This window comes from Pseudomonas maumuensis (assembly GCF_019139675.1).
Lineage (GTDB): Bacteria > Pseudomonadota > Gammaproteobacteria > Pseudomonadales > Pseudomonadaceae > Aquipseudomonas > Aquipseudomonas maumuensis.
Genome location: NZ_CP077077.1, coordinates 1,004,322 through 1,021,199, shown reverse-complemented (window position 1 = coordinate 1,021,199; position 16,878 = coordinate 1,004,322). Strand labels below are relative to the sequence as shown.

Here is a 16,878-nt window from a genome sequence, read left to right as displayed (position 1 = left end):
ACCCTGTGGGAGCCGGCTTGCCGGCGAAAGGGCTGCGCAGCAGCCCCTCAGACTTTCACTGGCGTCTCGTCGAACGCTTGCCAGCCCCCGCCCAGCGCCTTGTACAGCCCCACCAGCGCCTGCGACACCGCCGCCGAACTGTCGATCCACTGCTCCTCGCTGGCCAGCAGCGCACCCTGCACCGTCAGCACGTTGAGAAAGTCCACCGCCCCTTCCACATACTGGCGCTGCGCGGTCTCCAGGGCGATGCGGTTCTGCCGCACCGCCTCGGCCAGGTGATCACGGCGCAGCTGGCTGGCGTTGTACAGGCGCAGCACGTCGTCGATCTCGTGCCAGGCACCGAGCACCACCTTGCGGTAGTTCAGCGCCGCCTCCTGCTGCTGCGCCTCGCGCAGCGCCAGGGTGCCCTTGAGCCGCCCGCCCTCGAAGATCGGCAGCGACAGCTGCGGGCCGAAGGCGAACCGGCGCGAATCCCAACCACCGAAATCGGACAGTTGCATGGCCTGGAAACCGACACTCCCGGACAAGCGGATGCTCGGGTAGAAGTCCGCCTTGGCCACGCCGATGCTGGCGGTGGCGGCATGCAGGCGGGCCTCGGCCTGGCGAATGTCCGGCCGGCGCTCGGCCAGCTCCGAAGGCACGCCGATGGCGAAACGCTGCTGCGGCGCGGGCAGCTCGCCGCCTTGCAGCAGCTCACGCTGCAGGCTGCGTGGCGGTTCGGCAGCGAGCAGGCCGAGGGCGTTGATCAGGTCGTCGCGACGGGCCTCCAGAGTCGGCAGGCGCGCCTCGATCGAAGCGACCTGGGCGCTGGCCTGGGCTACGTCGAGGCGGGTGGCGACCCCTTCCGCCTGGCGGCCTTCGGACAACTTCAGGCTGTGGCGGGCGACCTTGAGGTTGTCCTGGGTAATGTCCAGGGTGTGCTGCACGGCACGCAACTGGATGTAATTGCCGGCGGTTTCCGCAAGCAAGGCCAGCAGCACGCCCCGGCGGTCGTTCTCCGCCACCGCCACGCTCGCGTCGGCGGCCTCGACCTGGCGGCGCAAACGCCCCCACAGGTCCAGTTCCCAGCCGGCCACCAGGTCGCCTTGCCAGAGGTTGTACGCCGACTTGCCAGACTTGCCGGACGGGTCGTTCAGCCCCTCGGCGCTGTTGCGCGCACGGCTGTACCCGGCGTTCACGTCCACCGCCGGCAGCTCGTCCGCCGCCACGCTGCTGCGCAGGGCGCGGCTTTGCAGCAGACGGGCACTGGCCATGCGCAGGTCGAGGTTGCGCTCGGTGACCTTCTGGATCAGCGCGCTCAGGCGCGGGTCATGGAAACTGTCCCACCAACGCAGTTCCAGCGGCTCGGCCACCGGCTGGCTGGCCGCGGCGGGGCCTTGCAGCTCGGCCCAGGCCTTGGGCGCCTCGCTGTCCGGACGCCGGAAGTCCGGGCCGAGGGTGCAGCCGGCCAGCATCATGGCCAACAGCAGAGGGCTCAGGCGTCTCATCGCGCAGTCACCTCTTTGCCGGCCAGCGTGTCGCCGTGGGTATCGATGGTCGCTTCCACCGACATGCCCACGCGCAGGCGCGCCAACAGCGGCTGGCCGTCATCGAAGACGATCTTCACCGGAATGCGCTGCACCACCTTGGTGAAGTTGCCGGTGGCGTTGTCTGGCTTCACGGCGGCGAAGGTCACCCCGGTAGCCGGGGCGATACTCTCGACACGGCCGTGGAGTTGTTCGCCGGAAAAGGTATCGACGCTGATGCTCACCGGTTGCCCCGGTTGCACATGGGTCAGTTGGGTCTCCTGGAAGTTGCCGACGATATAGGCGCGCTCCAGCGGCACCACCGACAGCAGCCGCGCCCCCGGGTTGACGTAAGCGCCGATGCGCAGGGCACGCTCGCCGACCATGCCGTCGACCGGCGCGGTGATGCGGGTGTAGGACAGGTCCAGGCGGGCTTTTTCCAGCCCAGCTTCGGCACGCTTGAGCTGACCATCGGCGCTGGCCACCTGGGCGCTGAGGATGTCCACCTGCTTGCGCGTGGCCAGCAACGCCGCCTGGCTGTTGGCCAGCCGCGCACGGGCCTGGTCGACGCCGCTGCGCGCCTGCTGGGCATTTTGCACGGTGCCGGCGCCCTGCTCGGCCAGGCGGCTATAGCGGGTCACCTCGTGGTCGGCGAAGGCCGCCTCGGCCTGGGCCGCCTTCACCGCCGCCTCGGCCTGGGCGATCAGCGAGGCCTGGCGCTCGAGCGTGGCGCGGGCATCCAGGCTCTGCGCCCTGGCCACCAACAGCTGGGCCTGGGCGGCGTCGAGCGCGGCCTGGTAGTCGCGCGGATCGATGGTCGCCAGCAACTGGCCGGCACTCACCTGCTGGTTGTCCTCCACCAGCACCTCCTTGATGAAGCCCGCCACCTTCGGCGCCACCACCGTGTAGTCGGCGGCCACGTAGGCGTCGTTGGTGCGCTGGCGATGATCGCTGCCGAACATCCAGGGGCCGACCAGGGCGGCGAGCACGGCCACGGCGAGTGCCGAGCCGATGAAGAGCGTCTTGCGGTTGTTGGTCATCTTTCTATCTCGAATTCAGCCCCGGCTTCAGGCCACCGCACGCGGCGGGAAGATCCGGGTAGGCACGAAGGGGATCAGGCAGATCATGGCCACGGCGATACCCGCCATCACCAGGTACAGGTCGGCCGAGGTCAGCACCAGGGCCTGTTCATGGATGCGCTTGGCCAGGCCAGCGGCGTTGTCGTCGATCAGCGGCGCGTTGCCCAGGCTGTCGACCAGGTGGTTGGAATGAAAATGCCGGCGCAGGGTGCCGAGGGCGTCGAGCAGGCCGCTGGCGATCACCGCCGAGAGCCCTTTGACCGTGTTGAACCAGGCGGAGGCGAACGGACCTTCCTGCGGGGTCATGCCATTGGTGGAGAGCATCAGCAGGGGCAGCACCGCCATCGGCTGGCCGAACACCTGCAGCAGGTAGAAGGGGTAGAAGTCGCCGCGAATCCACTGCGAGGTCAGCAGGCTACTCCCCACGCACGACGCCGCCAGCATCGCCAGGCCCGCCGCCAGCACCCAACGGCAGTCCACCGCGCGGATGTTGCACAGCGCCGCGGTGAGCGGCAGGGCGAGCAGCTGCGGCATGGCCACCAGCATCATCAGCGGGCTGGTCTGCGCCGGGCGGTAGCCCTGGATCTGCGCCAGATACGCCGACGGAATGCTGCCCACGCCGGACAACACCACCAGTACACCGGCCAGGGTCACCAGGGCGAAGCTCAGGTTGCGCCGCGAGAGCATGCGCAACTGGAAGAAAGGCAATGGCTCGGACCACTCGTTGTACATGAACAGCACCAGCAACAGCACACCGCCACCGAGCAGCCAGCAGATCAGCGTCGAGTCGAACCAGCCCCAGCGGTCGCCCAGCGACAGGCCGAGGACGATGCAACTGATCGCCGGCAGGCCAAGCAGCACCCCGCGCCAGTCCAGTTGCCTGAAGCGCTCCAGGCGCAGCGGATCCTGGGGCAGGCCCCAGCCGACACAGGCGATTGCCAGCAGCGACGGCAGGATGATCTGCCAGAACGCCCACTGCCAGCCGACGTACTCGGTCCACAGGCCAGCCAGCGGCGTGCCGAGGTTCGGCCCGAAGGTGGCGGTCAGGGCATAACAGGCCAGGCCATAGACCTTGATGCCCGGTGGCAGGAAGCGCAGCGCCACGCTCATCAGCATCGGCGGCAAGGCGCCCGAGGCGAAGCCCTGCAGCACACGCAGCAACATCAGGCTGTGCAGGTTGGGGGCGAAGGGTTGGATCAGGCCGAGCACGGCAAACAGGCCAACGGCGGTCATGGTGAAGCGGCGCAGCGAGAAGGTGGTGGCCAGCCACGGCGCGAAGGCCATGGCCGAGACCGAAGCTGCGCTGTACACCGCCAGCAGCCAGGCGCCTTCGTCGGCACCGATGCCCATGGCGCCACGGATGTCGCTCAGGGAAATTTTGGTCACCGCCTCGTTGAGCCCGGCGCATAGCACCGCCAGCAACACGCCGAACAGCCCGACCACCACCCGCAGGCCGAACGCCGTCTGCGCGGGGGCGGCCGGCGCAGGGGCGGCGGCCAGCGCGGCGGAAGGCGCGGTCAGGGAACTCATGGATAGACATCTCCAGCAACATTTTAAGGGCTGGGGAAGTCTAAGAAGGTCGAATGCTGACGAAAACTGACTTGTTGGCAGCTTTATGTTGCGTCAGACGCAATCCAGGCTAAATGCTGCAAGCTAGCATCTCCTCCTGTCTTGTGTTGCTTGTAATGGCCTTATCGCTGGCAAGCCAGCTCCCACAAGGATGGCGCTTGGCCAGAGGGCGGCGCGGTCGGGGTGGGAGCCGGCTTGCCGGCGATGGACCGCGCAGCGGTCCTCATCAAGGATCGATGCTGCCGCAAGCCTTCAACGTCTGCCGCAACCAGCGGTGCGCCGGGTCATTGTCGAAGCGCGGATGCCAGGCCTGCATCACGTTGACCTTCTCCAGCGGTACCGGGATCTCGAACGAACGCAACGGCAGCTTCAAGCGCTGCACGCTGTTGAGGATGTTGGCCGGTATCGGCAGGATCAGGTCCGAATCCGGCAGCGAGAACATCGCCGAATGGAAGCTGGTGGTGATCAGCGCCACTCGCCGCTCCACCTTGCAGTTGGCCAGCGACACGTCGATCGGCCCGTTGGCGCGGCCACGCCGGGACACGCTGATCTGCGGGTAGGCGGCAAAACGCTCGGGGGTGATCGCGGCATCGAAGATCGGGTGATCCTCACGGGCCAGGCCGACGAAGTAGGTGTTGAACAGGCTCTGCACCTTGATCTCCGGCCCCAGTTCGATGGCCGAGCTGATGATCAGGTCGATCTGCCCGTTGCGCAGCACCGCATCGTCATCGCCACTGCCCTCGGGCACGAAACGCAGCACCGTGCGCGGCGCCTGGGCCAGCATCATGCGCAGCAACTGTGCGCCATACAGGGCAATGAACAGGTCGTTGGTACGGATGTTGAAGGCGCGGTCGAGGTTGACCAGGTCGACGGCGTCGCGGCTGCGAAACACCAGGCCAGCCTGCTCCACCAAGCCATGCACCTGTTCGCGCAGGGCCAACGCTCGCGGTGTCGGCACCAGGCCACGGCCGGCACGCACCAGGATCGGATCGCCCATGGCCTCGCGGATTCGCCCGAGGGTCCGGCTCATTGCCGCCGGGCTCAGGTTCATGCGTTGGGCGGCACCGACCACGCTGCCTTCGTCGAGCAGCACATCGAGGGCGACGAGCAGGTTCATGTCCGGGAGTTGCATGGCCGTTTTCCGTGACAGCTGTGGGAAACGCGATGGTAACAGGTTGGCCGATTGCGTCTGACGCAATGGCGCCGTGCGTGGGGGACCATTTATCCATAGAGGTCAATGAATCGACAATGGTGTGGCCTCACCGTTGGCAAGCCGCGGCGGCGAACCGCAGCGCCTGCAGGCAGCGCATCTCCCTGTGGGCGCGGCGGTTCGCCATTGCGACTTGCCGGCGTTGAGCGCAGCACTGCCATCCATTCTCCAAAGGATTGCCCATGCCCCATCCGGTTCTGATCGCCATCGACGCCTCTCCGGCAGCCGCCAGCCTGCTCACCCTCGCCCAGCGCTACTGCCGCCCCGGCGAGCACACCCTGCATGTGCTGCTGGCCATCGACTCGACCTTCGCCGTGCATGATCACCGCACCGCCTACACCGAAGATGAGTTGGAGGAATACCCCGCCGCCTGCGATGAACAGCAACAGGCCGAGAACGCCGTGAACAACGCCGTGAGCATGCTGCGCGACGCCGGCTTCGACAGCCTGGGCTGCATGGTCGCCGGCCAGCCGGTGGAGGCGATCGTCGCCAAGGCCCGGGAGCTGGAGTGCGAACTGGTCATCATCGGCCACCGCCACCTGTCACGGCTAGGCAGGCTGCTCGATCCGTCGATCAGTGCCAAGGTGATCGACCGGGTGAAGGTGCCCGTGCTGGTCGGGGCAGCTTGAGCCAGGAAAACCGTTGATCAGCCAGTACACACGAGGTAATGCAACTGCATTGACCAGGTAATGCACTCGCATTACCGTGGCCGATATTACCCCTCGCGGACTGACGACCATGGCTACTACCTTCGAAGCGGAATCGACCCTGACCGAGCGCTACCAGACAACGGTCCCCGAAACCGTTCGCCGCGCATTGGGCCTGAAAAAGCGTGACAAGATTCACTACTCGATCCGCCCTGACGGAGCAGTGATACTGACCCGCGCAGAGACAGCCGAGGAAGACCCTGCCGTGGGGCAGTTCCTCGAGTTCCTGGAGCGGGATATCGCCACGAACCCGCAACGTTTGAAGGTTGTCGATGCAGAGTTTGTCGCTCGCCTGGATGCACTGGTTGGCGACGTTGAAATCGATCTCGATCAACCTCTATCGGCGGACGATGAATGACTGAAACGAGGCGCAAACCTCTATGCGTGCATGGCTGGAGTGTGTTCGCCCACCCCCTCTTTCTCGACAAGCTCGAGGCGCTCATCGATGAAGTCGAAGTGCTTAAGAGGAAAGATCCGGTCGGTTATGTGAAGAAAAATGCGGCAAAACGATTGAAGGCCATCAGACGCTTGGCCTTCGACGTCATTGCCCAGGCGCCCGGCAATCCGGACCATCGCATGGGCGGCACACTGGGCGCGGAACACAAGCACTGGTTCCGTGCCAAGTTCTTCCAGCAATATCGATTGTTTTTCCGTTATCACGCATCCAGCAAGATCATCGTGCTGGCGTGGGTGAATGATGACGACAGCAAACGCGCTTACGAGAGCAGCGACGACGCCTACAGAGTGTTCCGCCGCATGCTGGGTAACGGACACCCGCCTGACGACTGGGATCAGCTGTTGCAGGAAGCAACTGCGGCAACAGCCCGATTCAACGCCACCCTCAAGCGCTGACACTTGCCCGCCAATTTATCGATGGCGTCAGCGCGAGGACTGGATCAGCCCTCGCTCGGCTTGACCACCACGGTACACGTTGTCCCCGCCGCCAGCAGGAACCCTTCCGGCACTTCATCGATATGGATCCGCACCGGCACCCGCTGCGCCAGGCGCACCCAGTTGAAGGTCGGGTTCACGTCGGCGATCAGCTCGCGGCTTTGCGGGTTGTCGCGGTCATAGATCCCCCGGGCGATGCTCTCCACATGCCCTTTGATGCGCTCGCCGCTCATCATCTGCAGTTCGGCCACGTCCCCTACCTTGACGTGGGGCAGCTTGGTTTCCTCGAAGAAGCCATACACCCAGAACGACTGCTCATCCACCACCGCCATCACTGCCTCGCCGGTGCGGGCGTAATCGCCCTTGTGTATGTTCAGGTTGGTCACGTAGCCATCGACGGTGGCAACGATCTGCGTGCGCTTGAGGTTCAGTTCGGCGGCGGCCAGCTGGGCCTGGGCATGCTGGTAGTCGGCCAGGGCGGAGCTGGCGATATTGCTGGCGTCGTCGCGGTTCTCTTTCGAGATCACCAGGTTGTCCATGTCGGCGCGGCGCCTGGCGTTGACCTTGCGCATTTCCCAGGTGGCCTTTCGCGAGGCAACCAGCGCCTTGGCCTGCTCCAGCGCCAACTGGTAGTGCTCCGGGTCGATGCGGATCAGCACGTCGCCCTTCTTCACCCGCTGGTTGTCCTTGACCGGTACGTCCACCACATAGCCCGGCACATCGGCGGCAACGTTGATGATGTCGGCGCGCACCCGGCCGTCGCGGGTCCACGGCGTGGTCATGTAGTGCAGCCACAACTGGCGGCCGATCACCACGGCAGCGGTCAGCACCAGCAGGGTGGCGATCAGGCTGAAGAACTTTTTCATTGCAGGATTCTCACCAGTAGAGCGACAGCGCCAGGGCGCCGAACAGGCAGACGAACAGGCTCAGGCGCAGCAGCGCCGGGTGCCAGAAGAAGCGATAGCCATCATGGCTGGCGATGAACCGGTCCAGGCCCCAGGCCAGGCCCAGGGCGAACAGGAACATCAAGGTCATGGTGGGCATGTACACGCCATGGAAGGCGATCTCGCGGGGCATGGTTTCACGGAGCATCGTGCAGTCCTTTCGCCGGGGCCAGCGGCGACTGTGGGTCGAGCAGGGAAGAACGGATGAAGTGCAGGTAGCTCTGCGCCCGGCGCAGCACCGAGGTGTCGAAGTGCCGGGCGAAGGGCTCATCGGTGGCCTGCACGCGGCTGATGGCATGGTCCACCGCCACCAGGGCGCGTTCGTGGTTGCTGGTGCTGGGCTGCAGGAACAGCCGCGCCAGGGCCCGGCCCATGACGCGGATGGCTTGGCGCCACGGCTGCGACTCGGCGTAGGCCGGATGCACGGGGGCGCGGGCTTGCTCCTTGCGCAGCTCGATGACGGCGTGGCCGATCTCCAGCACGGTGAACATCCAGCCCATCAGCTGGCTCTGCACCTGCGGCTTGCCGGCGGCCAGGCCGTAGGCCTGGTGCAGCAGGTCGCGGGTACGGCTTTCGAAGGCCGAGCCCAGGCCGCGCAGGCGCCCGCCGATGGCGAACAGCACCTGCTCGCGCAGCTCCTGCTCCAGGCGGCTCCACAACCAGCGGCTGTTGGGCGGCAGGATGATTGCGCCGGCCGCGGCACAGACGAACATGCCGATGACCATGCCGATGTAGTCGTTGATGAAGGTATAGGGGTCGTAGATCGTCAGGTTGTTCGGCACCGAACCGATGGCGAAGAACACCAGCAAGCCCAGGCCGTAACCGGCATAGGCCGGGCGCGAGGCGAGGAACGCACCGAGCACGAACACCGGCGCCAACACCATGCATAGCAGCGGGAAACCATCGATCCAGGGGAACACGAAGAACGTCTCGAAGAACCCGACAAAGGCGCCGATCGCCGTGCCGCAGGCCATCTGGAATGCCATGCGCTTGGGGTTCGGCGAAGCCGCCGACAGGCCCACGGTGACTGTGGCGATCAGGGTCATCATGCCGCCGCTGGGCCAGTCGCTGAGCAGCCAGTAGCTGCCCAGCAGCAACAGCACCGCCGAGGCGCGCACGCCAGCGGCGAGCGATACCAGCCAGCTGGTCTGGGCCACGTAGGGTTCGTCCCACTGTTCGCGTTCGTGCTTGTGCATGGCGAGCGAGGCGTGGGTCTCGGCGTAGCTGTACATCTCGTCGACGAAGCGGTACAGCAGCTCGAAGGCGGTATGGAAGTCGAGCAGGTCGGACTCGCTGGGGTTGGTCTGCAGATACTCGGCGCGAAGGCCACGCACCTGGGCCTGCAGGCCTTCCTTGTAGGTGCCCAGCTCCAGGGCCAGGCGCAAGGCGTCGGCGTCGGTCAGCGCCCGACCGACGTAGGGCTGCAGCAGCTCGGCCAGGGTTTGCAGGCCAGGTTCGATGGCGCCGACGATCTGCAGCGGGCCACGGGCGCGCAGGCGCTCGAGCAACCGGTGCAGGGCGTTGAAACGCGTGGTGATAGCCATGAACTCGCTGTTCATGCGTACCAGCCGGCCGGAGCGCCGGCGCATGTGCGGGTCTTCGAAGGCGGTGACGTTGCGCAGGCTCTCCAGGCCCACCGCCTCGGCGACGAAGCGCACGTTGCTGGTCTCGAAACGGTCGCGCTGGCTGTCGCCGCGCAGGGCCTCGACCACCACCCCGGCGAACACGCCGAAGCGCTGGTACAGGGCGTTGCGCATGGCGGCACTGGCCGACTGCGGCAGGATCGCGGCGCTGACGAAGGTCGAAACGAGAATCCCCAGGGCGATCTCCAGCACCCGCCATACCGCCGCCATGAACGCCTGGTCGGGGTGCTGCAGCACCGGCAGGCCGATCATCGCCGCGGTGTAGCCGGCCAGCACGAAACCATAGGCGCGGAAGGTCCGATAGCGCATCGCGCCCGCCGAGCACAGGCCGACCCACAGGGCCAGGCTGGGCAAGAACAGCTCGGTGTTCTGCGGGAAGATCGCGATCAGCGCGACCATCATCGCCGAGCCGGCCAGGGTGCCGAGCACCCGGTAGAAACTCTTGGCGAACACATGGCCGCTCTGCGGCTGCATGACGATGAACACGGTGATCATCGCCGTGCGCGGCTGCGGCAGCTCCAGGCGCATGGCCAACCACAGGGTGATGAAGGCGGCGGCCAGGACTTTGAAGATGTAGACCCAGGTGACGCCGTCGGTACGCGCCCAGGCAAAGAAACCCCGGCGCCATTCCAGGCTCTGCAGCCAGCGCACGGGCAAGCTCGATGTGCTCATTCGGCGTGGTCCGGCGTGTCGAAGATGGCCAGGGTGGCGGGTGTTTTCGGTGCGGCCTGACGCTCTTCGTCCGGCACATCCCTGCCCGCCTCCAGCCCGCCGCCCAGGGCGGTGACCAGTTCGGCATGGGCTACCAGGCGCGCGGCCTGCAGCTGCTGCTGCACCTGCTGCTGGCGGAACAACAAGGTCTGGGCATTGAGCACTTCGAGGTAATCGGTGAGCCCGCGCTGGAAGGCGACGGTGGCGATGTCGTAGGTCTTCTGCGCGGCGGCCACGGATTCGGCGGCGAAATGCGCCTGCTCCTTCATCGACTCGCGGCGGATCAACTGGTCGGAGATGTTCTTCAACGCGCCGATCACCGTCTGGTTGTAGCGCGCCACGGCCACGTCATAGCCCGCCGAGGCCACGCCCAGCTGCGAGCGCAGGCGGCCACCATCGAAGATCGGCAGGCTGATGGCCGGCCCGACGTTGTAGTTGAACTTGCGCCCGGTGAGAAATTCCAGCGGGCCGCCGCCGGTGGCCATGAAGCCGAGGCCGCCGACCAGATCGACATTGGGGAAGAACCCGGCATGGGCCACGTCGATGCCACGGGCCTGGGCTGCCACCTGCCAGCGGCTGGCGACCACGTCGGGACGCTGGCCGACCAGTTCGGCGGGCAGATTCGACGGCAGTTTCAACGGCGCGCCGAGGGTCAGGGTCGGGCGTTGCAGTGTCGCGCCCGCCCCCGGCCCCTTGCCGGCCAGGGCCGCCAGCTGGTTGCGGGTCAGGGCGATCTCTTCGTCGAGGCTGTCGATCTGGCGGTGGGTTTCCGGCAGCGGCGCCTCGGCCTGGCTAACTTCGAAATGGGTACCGATGCCAGCGTCGAGGCGACGCTTGGCCAGGGCGACGATCTGCTCCTGCTGCGCAAGCTCGGCCCGCACGATATCGCGCCGGGCGTAATGCAGGCTGAGCTGGATGTAGGCACGCACCACGTTGTTCTGCAGTTCCAGCTGGGCCTGGCGCGCCTCGGCGACGCTCATGTGCGCCTGATCTACGGCCTGCTCGCTGGCATTGCGCTCGCGGCCCCACAGGTCCAGCGCGTAGCTCAAGCCAATGGCCGCGTTGTTGTCCCAGGTGTTGGCGCCGGACAGCGCGCCGGGGCCGTAGAACTGATCCTCTGGCCAGTTGTGGCGCTTGAGCGTGGCAGTGCCGTTGGCCTGCAGCTTTTCCGCCGACTCGATCACGCCCGCCATGGCCTTGGCTTGGCGCACCCGTGCAGCGGCCATGGCCAGGCTCGGGCTAGCGGCCAGGGCCTGGATGACCCAGGCGTCGAGTTGTGGGTCGCCATAGGCGCGCCACCATTGCTGGGCCGGCCAGCGGGCATCGCGCGCGGCCTCGCGGATGGCGTCGTCGGTGGTCAGTTGGTTGGCTTGGAGTGTCTTGCTTTGCGGGGCGATGCCCCAGGTTCCGATACAGCCGCTCAAGGTGAGACAAAGGGCACAGGCACTGAGCGCATGGAGCGCTCTGATGTGGCGACGCGGCACAGCTGCGATTTCCCGAGGAAGAGGTGGAGGGGCCGAGCAATTCTAGGTGCCGCCCGCACTGGCGATAAGCGCATAATCCTGCGAATCTTTGTTACCAAAACAGCGATAATCCGGCTTTAGTCGGAAGCGAAATACCGTTACTTCATGTCACAATTTTGTCCTCTAAACCGAGAGTGACCCATGGACACCCTGCAAAACATGCGTGCTTTCAGTTGTGTGGCCCAGCTCGGCAGTTTCACTGCCGCCGCCATGCAACTGGATACGACCACCGCGAACGTGTCGCGGGCGGTCTCCAACCTGGAAGCCCATCTGCAAACCCGCCTGCTCAACCGCACCACCCGGCGCATCGCGCTGACCGAGGCCGGCAAGCGCTACCTGATGCGCTGCGAACAGATTCTTACCTATGTCGAAGAAGCCGAGGCCGAGGCCAGCGATGCCCATGCCCGCCCCGCCGGGCAGCTGAAGGTGCATTCGATGACCGGTGTCGGCCAGCACTTCGTGGTCGACGCCATCGCCCGCTACCGCGAATCGCACCCGGACGTGACCTTCGACCTGACCATGGCCAACCGCGTGCCCGACCTGCTCGACGAGGGCTATGACGTGTCGATCGTGCTGGCCAGCGAGCTGCCGGACTCGGGGTTCGTCTCCCAGCGCCTGGGCATCACCTACAGCATCGTCTGCGCCGCGCCCGACTACGTGGCGCGCCACGGCTTCGCGCACAAGCCCGCCGACCTGCTCAAGCATGCCTGCCTGCGCATGGTCAGCCCGGTGATCCCGTTGGAGAAATGGCTGTTCGACGGTCCCGAGGGGCAGGAGGTGGTCAACATCACCACCTCACCGTTCCAGGTGAACTCCGCCGACGCGATGAAGACCGCGATTCGCAGCGGCATGGGCGTAGGCGTGCTGCCGATCTACACCGCCATCGATGGCCTGCGTGACGGCAGCCTGGTGCGGATCCTGCCGCAGTACCGCCTGCAGGAGCTGAACCTGTATGCGATCTACCCGTCGCGCCAGTACCTGGATGCGAAGATCAAGACCTGGGTCGAGTACCTGCGCAACTCGCTACCGGAGATTCTCGCCGCCCACGAGGCCGACCTGAAAACCCACGAGCTGCTGATCGCCAACTGAAAAAGCCGGTGCATTCGGGCGGGGGACAATGGTAGGTTGCTAAGCAACGACACCGCCCCTACCCGCCTTGCAGAGAAGCAGCCCGATGAAAAAGACCGTCCTGGCCTTCAGCCGCATCACCCCGGCCATGGCCGAGCGCCTGCAACACGACTTCAACGTGATCGTGCCCAACCCCAAGCTGGGCGACATCGCCGCCCAGTTCAACGAAGCCCTGCCCGAGGCCCACGGCCTGATCGGCGTCGGGCGCAAGCTGGGCCGGGCGCAGCTCGAAGGCGCGGGCAAGCTGGAGGTGGTGTCCAGCGTCTCGGTCGGCTACGACAACTACGACCTGGACTACTTCAACGAGCGCGGCATCGCCCTGACCAACACCCCCGACGTACTCACCGAAAGCACCGCCGACCTGGGCTTCGCCCTGATCATGGGTTGCGCCCGGCGCACCGCCGAGCTGGACGCCTGGACCAAGGCCGGCCACTGGCAGGCCACCGTCGGCCCGGCGCAGTTCGGCTGCGATGTGCATGGCAAGAAACTGGGCATCGTCGGCCTGGGCAACATCGGCGCGGCCATCGCCCGGCGTGGCCGTTTCGGTTTCAACATGCAGGTGCTGTACACCGGCAACAGCCGCAAGGCCGCGCTGGAACAGGAGTTGGGCGCGCAATTGCGCAGCCTGGATGAACTGTTGGCAGAAGCCGATTTCGTCTGCCTGGTGGTGCCGCTGTCCGACGCCACCCGCAAGCTTATCGGCGCCCGCGAGCTGAAGCTGATGAAGCCCAGCGCGTTCCTGGTCAACATCGCCCGTGGCCCGGTGGTCGACGAAGCGGCACTGGTCGAGGCCCTGCAGGAAGGCACCATTCGCGGTGCCGGCCTGGACGTGTACGAAAAGGAGCCGTTGGCCGATTCGCCGCTGTTCAAGCTACCCAACGCCCTGACCCTGCCGCACATCGGTTCGGCCACTGCCGAGACCCGCGAAGCCATGGCCAACCGGGCCATCGACAACCTGCGCGCGGCATTGCTGGGCGAGCGACCGCAGGATCTGGTGAATCCGCAGGTGTGGAAAGGCTGAAGGCCCAATCATCGGGTTTGTGGGAGCGGGTTGCCCCACGATAGGGCCTACTGGGGTTGGCTACGCCGCCCCAGTACCTTGCGTACAACATAGCGGGGCCGGTGCTTGGTTTCCTGGTAGATCCGCCCGATGTACTCGCCCAGGATGCCAATCCCGATCAACTGCACTCCGCCAAGGAACAGAATCGCTGTCATCAGTGACGGGTACCCCGGCAAGTCGTTGCCGAACAGCAGCTTGTCCAGCACCAGAAATGCCGCGTACAGCAGGGCGAACAACGACACACCGCCACCGATGTAGGTCCATAACCGCAGCGGCACCGTGCTGAACGAGGTAATACCGTCCAGTGCCAGGTTCCACAGGCGCCAGAAGCCAAACTTGCTATTGCCCGCCGCCCGCTCCTGGCGGTCGTACTCGATGATCTCGGTACGAAACCCCACCCACGACAGCACGCCCTTCATGAACAACTGCTGCTCCGGCATCTGCCGGATGGCAGCGACCACCTTGCGGTCGAGCAGGCGGAAATCGCCGACGTTCTCTTCAATCGGCAACGCAGCGATGGCGTTGTGCAGCCGATAGTAGAGCCCCGCCGTCCACCGTTTGAACCGCGTATCAGCCAGTCGGCTGCGGCGCTTGGCCAGCACCACGTCGGCGCCGCCCTGCCAGCGCTCGATCATCTGCGCGACGACCTCAATGGGGTCTTGCAAGTCGACATCGATTGGCACCACAGCGTCGCCTTCGGCGTGCTCCAGCCCCGCGAACAACGCCGACTCCTTGCCGAAGTTGCGCGAGAAGGTGATCGACGTGACCCACTCGTCCCTATCCGCCAGCTCGGCGCAGATGGCTTCGGTGTCGTCGGTGCTGCCGTCGTTGACGAAGACGATCTCCACAGTCTTATCCTGCAACGAAGGTTCGCTGCGCACCGTCTGGTAGAAGCGCTCCAGGGTTTCCTGTTCGTTGAACAACGGCACCACCAAGGTAATGTTCACAGGCCCCTCCTCTTGAACACCACGGTGTGTGAAAAGGCATACCCGACAATAAGGCTGACCATCGAAAAGGTCACCAAGGTCAACCATGGAGACAGACGGGCAAAGTCAGAAAACGCACCCAGAGCCAGGCTCAGGCAACCCATGCCAGAAAGGAACATCAGGTAACGTCTCGTGCGAGCTCTGACGGCAAAGGTGTAGTGGGCATTCATGAAGTAGGACACGCTCGCCGCCAACAGAAACGCCAGCAGGTTGCTCGCCCCTTGCGACAAGCCCACAAGCAGGTGGAGGAGCAGGAAGGTCAGCCAATGGATCAGCGTGTTGCCGACGCCAATCAGCGCGTAACGGTTGAAACGTACCAGGCTCATTTATGGAAGGCCTCTGCGTCGAGAATCGGCTTCATCAACACATAGCCGACGTCGTCTATCCGATGAATGGCAAAGAACTTTCCATCCACTTGGGGCTGAGGGCTGGACACCAATACTTGCGCTCTTTGCAGGGGCGGGTGGCTGCCGAAAGTCGTCATGCCCACTCTCGGCATCATTTCGGGAAGCACCTGGTAACCGATGGCGAACACATACCTCAAGGCCGGCATGGCCTGAAACGAACCACTGCCGGCGGGCAACCACACTTGACGGCTGTCATGGCCAAGGATGTAGAAACGCTTGGCGCCATACAACGCGGGGTTGGACTGGATGGCTTGCGCGATACTGAAGGTCATCACCCGCTCCACTTCCTTTTGCGCCACCAGCAGCCGCCCATAGGCATAAGAAAAAGACAGCATGAACACCAGGGGGATGGCCGTGACCCAGGCCAGTCGTGCATGCAGGCCAGCAAGCCGCTCATGTGCCAGCAACATCACCAGCACCATGGCGGGCCCCAGCCCCATCAACAATCGCGCGCCTTGGTTGTAATAGTCGAACAGCAGCGACATGCCCGGCACCAGTAGCACAAGCGCCACGACAGAGAACCAAATCAACGTCAACAGCGCCACCCTCGACATCACCGGGCGCGCACTGCGTAGCACCTGACAGGAGCACAGCACCAACGTCGCGCCAGCCAGGCCGCCGAGCATGAGGAACAGCCAGGCCGTGCCGGCCGTTGCCAACAACCCCACATGCTCGAAGGCCATCTGCAGGCGACGCGCCAGGGTTCCCGGCCATGCGTGGTCCAGGGGGAGCAGCGCCGTGCGAGGAACATCAATGAGTCGATATCCCGTGACCAAGTACAGCAGGACGCCCCCCAGCAACTGAACCATACGCTGCGCCAACTGCCGTACCACCTGCTTCAGGGGTGCATGCGCGGCGACCTGACGAATGACTTCGATGCAGCACAACCCCGCGAAGACATTGACACTGACCTGATAAAGGCTGGCCGCCGCCGCAATCAGCACCATCGCCAGGCCTGTGCCCCACCGGTGCCGTGCCCCTTGCGTGATGGCCATGACACTCGCGGCAAGGGCCAGCGCCATCACGGCCCCGTCGTACTGGTAGGACAGGTTCTGCAGGAAGAAGGGGTTGTACCAAAGGGGCAAGACCACCAGCAGTGCCGTACCTGTGGGTGCCTCGAAGTAGTGGAATGCCAAATCCGCCAATGCCTTGGCGGCCACCACCATTGCCAGCAGCAACGGCAGTGGGTAAAGGTTCGGCGTCGCCTTGCCGAACCCCAGCCCGCCATGCAGCACGTCAGCCAACACCCGGCCCTGACCCGTCCAGGAATCACCCGGGTCTTGCAACTGCCCCGCCAATTGAGATCGCCAGACATCGTCGATGTAGGCCAGGTCTGCCAGCACCAGGGGCAAGACGTGCAGCCCGATCGCCATGAGACACAACAGCCAAGCATCCCTGCGAGACAGTCGATGATCCAAGATTGCCGAAACGGCCATTGCGCTCCCCAGTCTGTCGCCCCTGGGCTAGTCTAGTCACCCGCTGGCTGGCCGCACCTGCTAAAAATATCAGCTGTGC

General features: G+C 65.2%; 16 protein-coding genes. 5 read left to right on the top strand and 11 right to left on the bottom strand.

The features are described from left to right. Window positions 1-47: 47 nt before the first annotated feature. The 4 genes from KSS90_RS04765 to KSS90_RS04750 all read right to left on the bottom strand — a co-directional run bounded on the left by KSS90_RS04765 (window position 48) and on the right by KSS90_RS04750 (window position 5,285). A complete protein-coding gene (locus KSS90_RS04765) occupies window positions 48-1,487 on the bottom strand; it encodes an efflux transporter outer membrane subunit (RefSeq protein ID WP_217868411.1) in 1,440 nt (479 codons plus the stop codon). Beyond that, entirely contained in the window at window positions 1,484-2,545 is a 1,062-nt protein-coding gene (locus KSS90_RS04760) for an HlyD family secretion protein (RefSeq protein WP_217868410.1), read from the bottom strand. Before KSS90_RS04760 ends, KSS90_RS04765 begins: the two co-directional genes overlap by 4 nt. Before the next feature lie 27 nt (window positions 2,546-2,572). Beyond that, window positions 2,573-4,114 carry an MFS transporter gene (locus tag KSS90_RS04755; protein WP_217868409.1) on the bottom strand — a complete coding sequence of 514 codons (1,542 nt, stop codon included), beginning with the start codon at window positions 4,112-4,114 and terminating at the stop codon, window positions 2,573-2,575. 265 nt (window positions 4,115-4,379) lie between these two features. Further along, a complete protein-coding gene (locus tag KSS90_RS04750; RefSeq protein ID WP_046854222.1) occupies window positions 4,380-5,285 on the bottom strand; it encodes a LysR family transcriptional regulator in 906 nt (301 codons plus the stop codon). A gap of 260 nt (window positions 5,286-5,545) precedes the next feature. On the opposite strand from KSS90_RS04750, the gene KSS90_RS04745 reads away from it, so the two are divergent. From KSS90_RS04745 to KSS90_RS04735, 3 genes are all read left to right on the top strand, one after another. Beyond that, window positions 5,546-5,992 (top strand): universal stress protein, encoded by a 447-nt coding sequence (locus KSS90_RS04745; protein ID WP_217868408.1) that lies wholly within the window; start codon window positions 5,546-5,548, stop codon window positions 5,990-5,992. A 109-nt stretch (window positions 5,993-6,101) separates the two neighbouring features. Further along, the gene (locus KSS90_RS04740; protein WP_110735832.1) at window positions 6,102-6,428 is read left to right on the top strand and encodes a type II toxin-antitoxin system PrlF family antitoxin; all 327 of its coding nucleotides are present in this window, start codon (window positions 6,102-6,104) and stop codon (window positions 6,426-6,428) included. Further along, the gene (locus KSS90_RS04735) at window positions 6,425-6,922 is read left to right on the top strand and encodes a type II toxin-antitoxin system YhaV family toxin (RefSeq protein ID WP_217868407.1); all 498 of its coding nucleotides are present in this window, start codon (window positions 6,425-6,427) and stop codon (window positions 6,920-6,922) included. The genes KSS90_RS04740 and KSS90_RS04735 overlap by 4 nt, the downstream gene beginning before the upstream one ends. Before the next feature lie 44 nt (window positions 6,923-6,966). On the opposite strand, the gene KSS90_RS04730 is transcribed toward KSS90_RS04735, so the two are convergent. The 4 genes from KSS90_RS04730 to KSS90_RS04715 are packed head-to-tail and all read right to left on the bottom strand — an operon-like array spanning window position 6,967 to window position 11,743. Then, the gene (locus KSS90_RS04730) at window positions 6,967-7,827 is read right to left on the bottom strand and encodes an efflux RND transporter periplasmic adaptor subunit (RefSeq protein ID WP_217868406.1); all 861 of its coding nucleotides are present in this window, start codon (window positions 7,825-7,827) and stop codon (window positions 6,967-6,969) included. Between the two features lie 10 nt (window positions 7,828-7,837). Next, entirely contained in the window at window positions 7,838-8,038 is a 201-nt protein-coding gene (locus KSS90_RS04725) for a DUF1656 domain-containing protein (RefSeq protein WP_008097766.1), read from the bottom strand. 4 nt (window positions 8,039-8,042) lie between these two features. Then, complete coding sequence (locus tag KSS90_RS04720) at window positions 8,043-10,220, bottom strand: FUSC family protein (RefSeq protein ID WP_217868405.1); 2,178 nt, start codon at window positions 10,218-10,220, stop codon at window positions 8,043-8,045. Next, complete coding sequence (locus tag KSS90_RS04715) at window positions 10,217-11,743, bottom strand: efflux transporter outer membrane subunit (RefSeq protein ID WP_217868404.1); 1,527 nt, start codon at window positions 11,741-11,743, stop codon at window positions 10,217-10,219. Before KSS90_RS04715 ends, KSS90_RS04720 begins: the two co-directional genes overlap by 4 nt. A 180-nt stretch (window positions 11,744-11,923) precedes the next feature. Between KSS90_RS04715 and KSS90_RS04710 the strand changes: the two genes are divergently transcribed. Further along, entirely contained in the window at window positions 11,924-12,871 is a 948-nt protein-coding gene (locus KSS90_RS04710) for a LysR family transcriptional regulator (RefSeq protein ID WP_217868403.1), read from the top strand. Between the two features lie 85 nt (window positions 12,872-12,956). Beyond that, complete coding sequence (locus KSS90_RS04705) at window positions 12,957-13,931, top strand: 2-hydroxyacid dehydrogenase (RefSeq protein WP_217868402.1); 975 nt, start codon at window positions 12,957-12,959, stop codon at window positions 13,929-13,931. Window positions 13,932-13,978: 47 nt separating this feature from the next. Here KSS90_RS04705 and KSS90_RS04700 read toward each other — a convergent pair whose 3' ends face one another. The 3 genes from KSS90_RS04700 to KSS90_RS04690 are packed head-to-tail and all read right to left on the bottom strand — an operon-like array spanning window position 13,979 to window position 16,736. Further along, window positions 13,979-14,917 (bottom strand): glycosyltransferase family 2 protein, encoded by a 939-nt coding sequence (locus KSS90_RS04700; protein ID WP_217868401.1) that lies wholly within the window; start codon window positions 14,915-14,917, stop codon window positions 13,979-13,981. Beyond that, entirely contained in the window at window positions 14,914-15,282 is a 369-nt protein-coding gene (locus KSS90_RS04695; RefSeq protein ID WP_217868400.1) for a GtrA family protein, read from the bottom strand. The genes KSS90_RS04700 and KSS90_RS04695 overlap by 4 nt, the downstream gene beginning before the upstream one ends. Continuing rightward, window positions 15,279-16,736, bottom strand: coding sequence for a glucosyltransferase domain-containing protein (locus tag KSS90_RS04690; protein WP_217868399.1), 1,458 nt, complete (start codon window positions 16,734-16,736; stop codon window positions 15,279-15,281). The genes KSS90_RS04695 and KSS90_RS04690 overlap by 4 nt, the downstream gene beginning before the upstream one ends. Window positions 16,737-16,878: the final 142 nt, after the last annotated feature.